General features: G+C 46.6%; 9 protein-coding genes. 8 read left to right on the plus strand and 1 reads right to left on the minus strand.

Features of this window, described 5'->3' with window-relative positions:
* Positions 1-380: 380 nt before the first annotated feature.
* The 6 genes from kdpA to QT974_RS23930 all read left to right on the plus strand — a co-directional run bounded on the left by kdpA (position 381) and on the right by QT974_RS23930 (position 8,430).
* Positions 381-2,180 carry a potassium-transporting ATPase subunit KdpA gene (kdpA, locus tag QT974_RS23905; RefSeq protein WP_333470907.1) on the plus strand — a complete coding sequence of 600 codons (1,800 nt, stop codon included), beginning with the start codon at positions 381-383 and terminating at the stop codon, positions 2,178-2,180.
* Positions 2,181-2,270: 90 nt separating this feature from the next.
* Complete coding sequence (gene kdpB, locus QT974_RS23910) at positions 2,271-4,364, plus strand: potassium-transporting ATPase subunit KdpB (protein WP_333470908.1); 2,094 nt, start codon at positions 2,271-2,273, stop codon at positions 4,362-4,364.
* A gap of 260 nt (positions 4,365-4,624) precedes the next feature.
* Positions 4,625-4,894 (plus strand): K(+)-transporting ATPase subunit F, encoded by a 270-nt coding sequence (kdpF, locus tag QT974_RS23915; RefSeq protein ID WP_333470909.1) that lies wholly within the window; start codon positions 4,625-4,627, stop codon positions 4,892-4,894.
* Between the two features lie 163 nt (positions 4,895-5,057).
* Positions 5,058-5,687, plus strand: a complete 630-nt coding sequence (gene kdpC, locus QT974_RS23920; protein ID WP_333470910.1) for a K(+)-transporting ATPase subunit C — start codon at positions 5,058-5,060, stop codon at positions 5,685-5,687.
* A gap of 198 nt (positions 5,688-5,885) precedes the next feature.
* Positions 5,886-7,028: a universal stress protein gene (locus QT974_RS23925; RefSeq protein WP_333470911.1), complete on the plus strand. Its 1,143-nt coding sequence runs from the start codon at positions 5,886-5,888 to the stop codon at positions 7,026-7,028.
* A 133-nt stretch (positions 7,029-7,161) separates the two neighbouring features.
* The gene (locus tag QT974_RS23930) at positions 7,162-8,430 is read left to right on the plus strand and encodes a cation:proton antiporter (protein ID WP_333470912.1); all 1,269 of its coding nucleotides are present in this window, start codon (positions 7,162-7,164) and stop codon (positions 8,428-8,430) included.
* Positions 8,431-8,442: 12 nt separating this feature from the next.
* Here the strand turns inward: QT974_RS23930 and QT974_RS23935 are convergent, their stop codons facing one another.
* Complete coding sequence (locus QT974_RS23935; protein ID WP_333470913.1) at positions 8,443-8,655, minus strand: hypothetical protein; 213 nt, start codon at positions 8,653-8,655, stop codon at positions 8,443-8,445.
* Between QT974_RS23935 and QT974_RS23940 the strand changes: the two genes are divergently transcribed.
* Positions 8,649-9,239 (plus strand): Uma2 family endonuclease, encoded by a 591-nt coding sequence (locus QT974_RS23940; RefSeq protein ID WP_325315473.1) that lies wholly within the window; start codon positions 8,649-8,651, stop codon positions 9,237-9,239. The two genes, QT974_RS23935 and QT974_RS23940, sit on opposite strands and share 7 nt — an antisense overlap.
* A 335-nt stretch (positions 9,240-9,574) precedes the next feature.
* Positions 9,575-10,021, plus strand: a complete 447-nt coding sequence (locus QT974_RS23945) for a hypothetical protein (protein ID WP_333470914.1) — start codon at positions 9,575-9,577, stop codon at positions 10,019-10,021.
* The last annotated feature ends 379 nt before the right edge of the window (positions 10,022-10,400 follow it).

Consider the following 10,400-nt stretch of genomic DNA (forward strand, 5'->3'; position numbering starts at 1 on the left):
AACGCAGATAATTTCAGGGTGTTTTCCGATTTTTGCAATTCAAGTCTAATAACCAGGAATTTCACACTGGCGGTCATAAATCTGCTTTTTTGAGGGATAAACCGCACCCTAGCTTTTAATCCCGCGAAAAACTCGGTGGCGGCGATTCAGAGTGCATCCATCCTGAAATATTCCGTACATTGTCGCGCAGAAAACAGCGTTTAGACAGCATCTATACCTGCAAGTATAGATTGGCAACACCAGCTAAACATTCGCCTATCAGTTACAGTATATGCCAAACAACCCTAAATTATAAACAGTAACTTATACCTTAAGACTGATTATCAAAAACTCCAAACCTCAGTAAAGTAATCACTAAACGAGAAATTTTTAACTACGTGATGATCCCAGGATTAATTCAAATTGTCTTAACGCTAATCATTTTAATAGCGATCGCGCCCGTGTTCGGCAAATACATGGCACGGGTGTACATGGGAGAACGAACCATTCTCGACCCCGCAATTAAACCACTAGAACAACTGATCTACAAAGCCAGCAATATTCGGTCTGTAGATTCCATGACAGGCTGGCAATATGCACGATCTTTGCTCTACAGCAATGCAGCAATGGGCATATTTGTATTCTTGATTTTCATGCTTCAAGGATTGCTGCCTTTAAATCCCACCAGCCTGAGCGCGCCCACCTGGGATACTGCGCTGCACACAACTATTTCATTCCTCACAAATACCGACCAACAACATTACTCCGGCGAGACAACATTCAGTTATTTGTCCCAGTTAACTCTGGGTTTTTTAATGTTCACCTCAGCCGCCACAGGTTTAGCAGTAGGGATTGCCTTTATTCGGGGACTGACCGGCCGCCCTCTCGGCAACTTTTACATTGATTTAATTCAATCAATCACCCGGATCTTGCTGCCGCTTTCTTTGATAATTGGCTTATTTTTGCTAATTTCAGGAGTGCCGGAAACCCTAGCAGGCCCCGCAGTTGCCCGTACCTTAGAAGGCGGCACTCAAGTAATTGCTCGCGGCCCTGTCGCTCACTTTGAAAGTATCAAACAACTCGGAGAGAACGGCGGCGGATTTTTTGCCATTAACTCGGCTCACCCTTTTGAAAATCCCAACCCTTTTACTAACCTGCTGGAAACACTAGCAATGGTCTCGATTCCCGCTGCCCTAATTCATACCTACGGCAGATTTGCTAACAACAAAAAGCAGGGATGGCTGATTTTTTGGATGGTGTTTGTAATTTATGCAATCTTGATTGGGATTGCAGCAGTTGGCGAATATCAAGGCAACCCACAAATTAATAGTTTGCTGGGTTCTGTGCAACCAAATTTAGAAGGCAAAGAAGTTAGATTCGGTTGGGCAGAAACTGTACTTTGGGCGGTCACTACGACTGGGACAATGTGCGGGGCCGTCAACGGGATGCACGATTCTTTAATGCCTCCCGGCGGTTTTGCTACTTTATTTAACTTGTTTCTCCAAATTGTTTGGGGCGGACAGGGAACGGGAACAGCTTACTTATTTATTTACCTGATTTTGAGCGTGTTTCTCACCGGATTGATGGTGGGGAGAACGCCGGAATTTTTGGGACGCAAAATTGAAAAGCGGGAAATTGTTTTAGCTAGCGTTGTTTTGTTGGTTCACCCGATCGCAGTTTTAATCCCGGGCGCCATTTCCCTCGCCTTTACCGACAGCTTGAGCGGCATCAGCAACCCAGGATTTCACGGCATTTCGCAGGTGATGTACGAATACGCTTCAGCGGCTGCTAACAACGGTTCTGGTTTTGAAGGATTAGCCGATTCTCAACCCGCGCCGACAGCACTTTGGTGGAATTTAAGCACCTGTTTTAGCTTGCTGATGGGACGCTACGTTCCAATTGTGGCACTGCTGCTATTAGCTGACAGCATGACGAACAAACAACTGGTTCCCGAAACAACCGGAACACTGAGAACAGATTCAATTTTGTTCACCAGCGTCACCGCAGGAGTAATCATCATTCTGGGCGCGCTGACATTTTTCCCAGTGCTGGCTTTAGGGCCAATTGCTGAAGGATATCAAATCAGCAGCAGCAAGTTGGAAGCAGCACCTGTAACTGCACCGGCGCCTCTAACAGCGCCGTCACCATCTGACGCAACGCCCTCACCAACAGCAGCGCCGTCACCAAACAGCGCACAGTAAATCATCGATAAGTGCGTTAACTCAGGATAGAAAAAGTTTTTATCCTGCAAAATCCCCAAGCCAAAATCTCAAATCTTAAATCAAATTGACATGGCTGCTTCCAATACTCCAAAAACAAGTGGTAGAGGCTCTCGGGAGTCTCGCAAACACACCCCAAAGGCAAATAATAAAGGGCTTTATCAAAGAGCTTTTAAAGAAGCTTTTGTCAAGCTGAACCCGCGGGTGATGCTGAAAAACCCGGTGATGTTTGTGGTGTGGGTGGGCACAATTGTGACTGCACTTTTGACCGTCGATCCGACTCTGTTCGGCCCGGTTCCGGGTAAGAATCAAGTTCTGTTTAACGGCCTTGTAACGTTCATTTTGTTCTTTACTTTGGTATTTGCTAATTTTGCGGAAGCGGTGGCGGAAGGGCGCGGAAAAGCGCAAGCAGATGCACTGCGATCGACAAAAGCCGACACCACAGCCCGCAAACTCCTACCAGACGGTTCAATTCAAGAAGTAAGTTCGACATCTCTCAGACGCGGCGATCAAATTAAAGTGATCGCAGGCGATGTCATTCCTTCCGACGGCGAAGTAATCGCAGGTGTCGCGTCGGTGGACGAATCGGCGATTACCGGGGAATCGGCGCCGGTACTGAAAGAACCGGGTTCGGACATCGCCAGTTCCGTCACCGGCGGGACGCGCATCCTCTCAGACGAGTTGACGCTGCGGGTGATGGCCGACCCCGGTAAGGGGTTTTTGGACAGGATGATCGCGCTGGTGGAGGGCGCTGAACGCTCGAAAACGCCGAACGAGATCGCGCTGACGGTGCTGCTGGCTGTGCTGACTCTGGTGTTTTTGATTGTGGTATCGACGATTCCGCCGATCGGCAATTATGTCAAAACTCCTGTGGGTGTGGTGACGCTGATTTCGCTGTTGGTGGCGCTGATTCCGACAACGATCGGCGGTTTGTTAAGTGCGATCGGCATTGCGGGGATGGATCGCGTCGCTCAATTTAACGTGATAGCGACCTCTGGACGCGCCGTAGAAGCTTGCGGCGACGTGAACACGCTGATTTTGGACAAAACCGGGACAATCACCCTGGGCAACCGTTTAGCCGAGGAATTCATTCCGGTAAACGGTCATTCGCTGCAAGAAGTGGCGCAGGTAGCGCTGACTGCGAGCGTTTTTGACGATACTCCCGAGGGAAAGTCGATCGTCCGTTTGGCTCACAATCTGGGCGCAGCCGTGGATTTCGATCGCACTAACTCCCGAGGATCTCAAGGGATTGATTTTTCCGCAAAAACCCGGATGTCGGGCACAGACTTGGCGGATGGTACCGAGGCTCGCAAGGGCGCGGTGGATGCGGTGAAGGGTTTTGTGCGATCGCGCGGCGGCAGTTTCGGCCCGGATCTCGATGAAGCTTACGAGCGAGTTTCCCGGCTTGGAGGCACACCCTTAGGCGTTTGTCAAGGTAGCGACATCTACGGAATTATCTATTTGAAAGATATCATCAAACCCGGAATTCGCGATCGGTTCGACCAACTGCGAAAAATGGGAATTCGCACCATCATGCTCACCGGAGATAACCGAATTACAGCATCAGTAATTGCCGACGAAGCCGGAGTAGACGACTTCATCGCCGAAGCAACTCCCGAAGACAAAATCGAAGTAATTCGCAAGCAACAAGCCGAAGGTAAATTAGTAGCAATGACGGGAGACGGAACCAACGACGCACCCGCCCTAGCCCAAGCAAACGTCGGGCTCGCGATGAATTCTGGAACTCAAGCAGCAAAAGAAGCTGCGAACATGGTAGACTTAGATTCTGACCCTACAAAACTCATTGATTTAGTAACGATCGGCAAACAATTGCTGATTACTCGCGGTGCCCTCACCACATTTTCGCTAGCCAACGACATCGCCAAATATTTCGCAATTATTCCCGCAATGTTTGCTCCAGTCGGCGCTTTAAACATCATGGGTTTAGCCAGCGGTCAATCCGCAGTTTTGTCTGCATTAGTTTACAACGCTTTGATTATCCCCGCTTTAATTCCGCTAGCACTAACTGGTGTCAAGTTTAGACCACTAAGTGCCAATCAACTATTGCAGCGGAACATTTTAATCTACGGATTGGGCGGAGCCGTCGCACCCTTTATCGCTATCAAAATTATCGATGTTTTCATTACTGCGATCGGGCTAGCATAGAAGAAGTTCGGCAGCGGATTCTGTAGCGGATGTAGCGGATAGAAGTCCGAGGAGCGATGTTAAGAAGAAAGAAGAAATAACTCGTTGATCGGGCTAGCATAGAAGAAGTTCGGCAGCGGATTCTGTAGCGGATGTAGCGGATAGAAGTCCGAGGAGCGATGTTGACAAGCAAGAAGAAATAACTCGTTCCCAGTCTGTGCCTGGGAACTCAGATATAGAGGATATACCTCGATTGTTTAGTACACAAAATCGGAGGAATTATGAAACGGAATGATTTGCTAAATGATGTTTTGCCGAGGGATTTTCAAGAAATTGTTGAGTTGGGACAAATGCTGCGAGCGCGCCACCCAATCCCGGTGCAGCTATTTCTAGTAATGTGCTTTAACTTAATAATTGCCCCCGCGGTTTATGCGGCCGCCGATGAAGGCTTAACTAAAAAAGCTGCCTGGGGTTTAAGTCTTTTGGGTTTAGTAATTATCGGGCTAGCAGTTTATTTGTTTGTCGTGATTTTTCAGCCAGAAAGATTTTAGCAAAATATTTGCATTGTGAATCTTAGAAACCTGGTTTTTTACCGAATCTGGTGGCCAAACCAAATATTTTCGCAAAAACCCGGTTTCTGGCATCCAGTTTTTCAGGACATCCGTTACATCCGCTACATAATCCGTTGCCGAACTTCCTTCATTGAGGTAATTTATGAGAGAATTAATCAGAGCTATTCGCGTCACTTTAGTTTTGTGGGGAATCACAGCGATTATTTATCCCTTAACCCTGCTAGCAATCGGTCAACTTGCATTCAACTCCCAAGCAAACGGCAGCTTAATTACTAAGCAAGGAGTTGTAGTCGGCTCATCGTTAATCGGTCAACCATTCGCCTCAGAAAAATATTTTTGGACGCGCCCCAGCACCACCAATTACAGCAGCTTTGCTACCCAAGATTACGACCCTACCAAAGCCGAAAATACCAGTCAGAGAACTGGCGTTTCTGGAGCTAGCAACCTCGCTCCCAGCAACTCTGATTTGCTGAAGCGAGGTAATGAAAAAGATGGTTTTCAAGGCGTGCAAGTTGAATTAGCCCGCCTCAGCCAAGCTGGCATCAAGCCGACTGCCGATTTAGTATATACTTCTGGTTCCAGCCTCGACCCGCACATTAGTGTAGAATCAGCTAGGGCGCAAATTGAGCGGGTAGCAAAAGTGCGATCGCTCAATCTCAATCAAGTAGAAATACTGGTAGCCAATAATACAGACAGTAGATTTCTCGGTATTTTCGGCGAACCGGGAGTTAACGTCCTCAAACTGAATTTGGCTCTCGACAGTTTACAATAGTTTAGAGTCATTAGTCATTAGTCATTAGTCATTAGTCATCAGTCATCAGTCATTAGTCATTAGTTAAATGTCTATTAATTACTGACTGCTGTCAACTGTCAACTGTCAACTGTCAACTGTCAACTGCCAACTGCCAACTGTCAACTGCCAACCGCCAACTGTCAACTATCAACTGTCAACTATCAACTGTCAACTGCTATGATTCACTCTAGCGAACTCAGCAACAATGCCGATTCAGTTTACACCCAACCTAACCGCACTTACGATCGCCCTCACCGTCGAGGAAAGCACAAAATATTTATCGGGATGGCCCCCGGTGTCGGCAAAACTTTCCGAATGCTGGAAGAAGGGCACAGACTCAAATCAGAAGGCATTGATGTCGCCGTAGGACTGTTAGAAACCCACGGGCGGAAAGAAACAGCAGCTAAAGCCGAAGGACTAGAAATAGTCCCGCGCAAACAAATGCTGCGCGGCGAAAAAATGCTGACAGAAATGGATACAGATGCGCTGATAGCACGCCGCCCTCAACTAGCATTGGTAGACGAACTGGCTCATACAAATATTCCCGGTTCTCTGCGAGAAAAGCGATATCAAGATGTCGAAGAAATTCTTGATGCGGGCATTGATGTTTTTTCCACACTCAACATTCAACACATAGAAAGTCTCAACGATTTAGTAGCTCGAATTACCGGAGTTGTAGTCCGAGAGCGAGTGCCAGATAGCGTCCTCGAAAAAGCAGACGAAATAGTCGTGGTCGATGTCACTCCAGAAACCTTAGAAGAAAGGTTGCTAGAAGGCAAAATTTATGCTCCCGAAAAAATTCAACAATCATTAGAAAACTTTTTCCAGCGCCGTCATTTAATTGCTTTGCGAGAACTCGCCCTGCGAGAAGTTGCAGACAACGTTGAAGACGAGGCTGAAACTTTGAAAGGTCAAGTTTGCAACATTCACGAACGAGTTTTAGTATGCGTCTCTACTTATCCCAATTCTTTGCAACTGCTGCGGCGGGGAGCGAGGCTTGCTAACTACATGAATGCCCCATTTTATGCTGTGTTTGTAGACGATCCAGACCGATTTTTAACAAAATCAGAAAGCTTGCACGTTGAAACTTGTCAGAAACTATGTCAAGAATTTAACGGGCAATTTTTGCGAGTAAACGGGAATCATATAGCCAAAGCGATCGCAGATGTAGCGAAACAGTATCGGATTACTCAAATTGTGATCGGCGAAAGCCAGCAATCGCGCTGGAATTTGCTGCTGTGGGGCTCGTTGACTCAACAGTTAGTGCGATCGCTCAAACACGTAGATTTGCACATCATCGCTACCGAAAAAAGTCATTAGTAATCAGTCAATAGCCAGTTGCTACAAATAACAGATAACAGATAACAGATAACAGATAGATATAACTTTCGGAGTATAGCAGACTCTAGCTTTCGGCGGATGTGCCAGAAGCTTTGATCTGTCAAGATCGCACTTGTCACGCCTGATTAAAAGTGCGATCGCTATGGTAGATTATTACATTCTCAACTTGCTAGTGATTGGCATCCTCCTGCTCACCGTCACCTTGGGCTCGGGATGGATTTCGCGATTGCCGGTATCTTATGCCTTAATTTATCTAATAGTCGGTATCGGATTGGGGCCCTACGGCGTCAAGCTGATTGAATTGCGCCCCCAAGCTCAATTTTTAGAAAAACTCACAGAATTTGTAGTTCTTGTTTCTCTGTTCAGTTGCGGCTTAAAAATGAATCGCCCGCTGCAACTTTGGGCCTGGAATTCCACCGCGCGGCTGCTCGGTTTTTTAATGCCGATTTCGATTTTTGCTGTTGCTGCGATCGCTCATTGGTTTGTCAAATTAGATTGGGGCCCTGCCATTTTACTAGGAGCAATTCTCGCTCCCACCGATCCAGTTTTAGCATCAGAAGTTCAGTTAGCTGATGTAGACGATCGCGATGAATTGCGCTTTGGCTTAACATCAGAAGGCGGATTAAACGATGCTTTAGCTTTTCCCTTTGTTTATTTTGGCATTTATGCACTAAAAGATAACAACTGGCCGAACTGGTTTTCGCAGTGGGTAGCAATTGACTTGCTTTGGGCGATCGCCGCAGGTATCGTGATGGGAATTTTAGTAGCTAAAGCCGTCACATGGATCGATTTAAGACTGCAACGCTACAGGCCCGCCGATGAACTAATGGAAGATTTCATCGCTCTCAGCACAATTCTGCTCACATATTCCCTCACAGAAGTAGTCAACGGCTATGGATTCCTCGCAGTTTTTGTAGCAGGAATTGTAGTGCAGCGCAGTTACCGCGACCCCGAAAAACCGCTTTCCCAACTGCACTTTACCGAGCGTATAGAAAAGTTAATGGAAGTAGGAACAATTTTAATATTGGGTTCCATGTTGCGCCTAGAAGCTCTGGTGGCACATGGCAGTTACGCCATTTTAATAGCTGGATTGTTAATCTTTTTGATTCGACCTGTAGGAGCTTGGATCAGTACGATCGGCAGTCGCTTGCATCCCGCCAGCCGCTGGCTGTGCGGTTGGTTCGGTATTCGTGGCGTCGGTTCAATCTATTATCTTACCTATGCTTTCGGTCACGGCTTGAAAGGAGAAATCGGCGAAAAAATTGCCTGGATTACTTTTACTACGATCGTACTTTCTGTGATCGTGCACGGTATTAGCGCCACTCCGTTAATGAGCTGGTACGAGCGGCGAATTAAACCTAAAGTCCCAGACTTAATTTAATTCATAAAAATCTCAATTGTCGATCGCCCCCAAAGCGTACAGCCTAGCTTTCTGTGTCTCAATTATGCCCGTAACTTCGGTAATATTTAAGCAAGGGAGCTCTTGCGTGCTCACACTACAAATGCAAAACTGAGATGCTCCCCGGCGCGATCGGCCCAAACTTCCCCCATCCGCTAAAATAAAGAAATATCTCGCCCCGTTTTCCCGGTAGTGACACGATGCCATCCACCCTCAGCCTAGAACTCCCCACATCTACCATTCTCCACGTCACCCCCGAACAGTTCGAGGAACTTGCGGCGGCCAATCCCGATTTAAGATTAGAACGAACGGCCCAAGGAGAATTAATCGTGAATCCACCTACTGGAGGCGAATCAGGATATCGTAATGTCAAAATTTCCTACTTTTTAGTCAAGTGGGTCGAAGAGGAAGGGGGTCATGGTATACCCTTCGACTCCTCCACAGGATTTATCCTCCCCAGCGGTGCTCGCCGTTCCCCGGATGCCTCGTGGGTGCGACGAGAACGATGGGAAGCTTTGACTCCCGAACAACGCCGAGGATTCGTTCCCTTGTGTCCAGATTTTGTGATTGAACTACGTTCAGCGACAGATAGCCTTACTAAACTGCAAGAGAAAATGCAGGAGTATCTCAACAATGGTGCGAGATTGGGATGGTTAATTGACCCTCAGAATCAACGAGTCGAAATCTACCGTTTAGGACAAGAAATTCAGGTTTTAGAACATCCCACAGAACTTTCTGGAGAGGATGTATTACCGGGATTTATCTTAAACTTGGGGCGGATTTGGCGGTGAATTGGACGATATTTTTCAGGGTCGATTTCCCCACCCGTATTCTTACCCATCCATAATGATGACTGGTTTAACTCCCACCAACAAAGCGAGTTCCCGCCATTTCCAATAACAGTAAAAGCCAGAGTTGTAGGGTGCGTCAGGCGAAGTTCTCTAACGGCGATCGGGAATTTGGGGAGAGTAGCGCACCTTACTATATAATCTAAAATCGACTCGTAGGGTGCGTCAGGGGAAGTTCTCTAACGACACCGAAAGAAAAGAAGATTATAATTTTTGGGATCGCTCTAATATAAACGTTCGCCGAGTCAAACATGGATCGATTTGAATTTCAGCTAGCAATGCTGCAAAAAGGAGCAGAGGAACTAGAGAAAAAGATCGCTTATTTCACAACAATTTTGATGCAATTAAAAACTGCGGCAATTACCATTTGGGTAGCGTTGATTGGCTGGGTTTTTACTAGCAAAATAGATGCGTTGGTTCCCCTAGGATACGTTATAATTTTTGGTTTCTGGTTTTTAGAAGCTACCTACTGGAAGGTGCAATTTTATTACATACAAAGAGTCAATGCAATTACCCAATTCTTGAATAATGAAAGCGCCTTAGATGAAAGTTTTAATACCCGCTCAATTCCGGAAGGTCTTGTTCACCCGCTCGGTTCATTAAAAACAATTAAAGTGCCTTCTTTGGGTCGAGCTATGTGCGCTCCATCAATCTATATTTTTTATACCTTTTTGTTTGTTGTTAATTCGATCGTTTGGTTAATAACTCTTAAAACAGCCCTCTAACTGGGTAATATCCCAATGTGGGTTAAAAAAGCCCTTTATTGCTGTATGGGAGAGGGGGAGAGGGGGAGGGAGGGGGAGAAATTAGCGATCGAGCTCCTAAATTTAGCGATCGCACATTGCCGCTGTCTTGCCCGATCTTCCTCAAAATGTCCTATTCGTTATTAGACACGGCGAGTATCGATTTTGATTGACAGCTTGTGCGATATTTGTAGGAACATGGCATTGCCTTTCGTTGTGTCAACAACCAGGTAACACCCGCACTCCGGCAGGGGTTTAAACCCCTGCCTCAAAGCAGAAGTCCTCTCAAAGAGGACTAATGAGCTATTCAGTCCTCTTTGAGAGGACTTTCGCTATGAGACAGGGAATTAATTCCCTGTCG

This window comes from Microcoleus sp. BM001215392 (assembly GCF_036700185.1).
GTDB lineage: Bacteria > Cyanobacteriota > Cyanobacteriia > Cyanobacteriales > Microcoleaceae > Microcoleus.

Coding starts and splice junctions, on each gene's coding strand:
- kdpA (WP_333470907.1), top strand. CDS start 381: ATGATCCCAGGATTAATTCAAATTGTCTTAACGCTAATCATTTTAATA.
- kdpB (WP_333470908.1), top strand. CDS start 2,271: ATGGCTGCTTCCAATACTCCAAAAACAAGTGGTAGAGGCTCTCGGGAG.
- kdpF (WP_333470909.1), top strand. CDS start 4,625: ATGAAACGGAATGATTTGCTAAATGATGTTTTGCCGAGGGATTTTCAA.
- kdpC (WP_333470910.1), top strand. CDS start 5,058: ATGAGAGAATTAATCAGAGCTATTCGCGTCACTTTAGTTTTGTGGGGA.
- QT974_RS23925 (WP_333470911.1), top strand. CDS start 5,886: ATGATTCACTCTAGCGAACTCAGCAACAATGCCGATTCAGTTTACACC.
- QT974_RS23940 (WP_325315473.1), top strand. CDS start 8,649: ATGCCATCCACCCTCAGCCTAGAACTCCCCACATCTACCATTCTCCAC.
- QT974_RS23935 (WP_333470913.1), bottom strand. CDS start 8,655: ATGGCATCGTGTCACTACCGGGAAAACGGGGCGAGATATTTCTTTATT.
- QT974_RS23945 (WP_333470914.1), top strand. CDS start 9,575: ATGCTGCAAAAAGGAGCAGAGGAACTAGAGAAAAAGATCGCTTATTTC.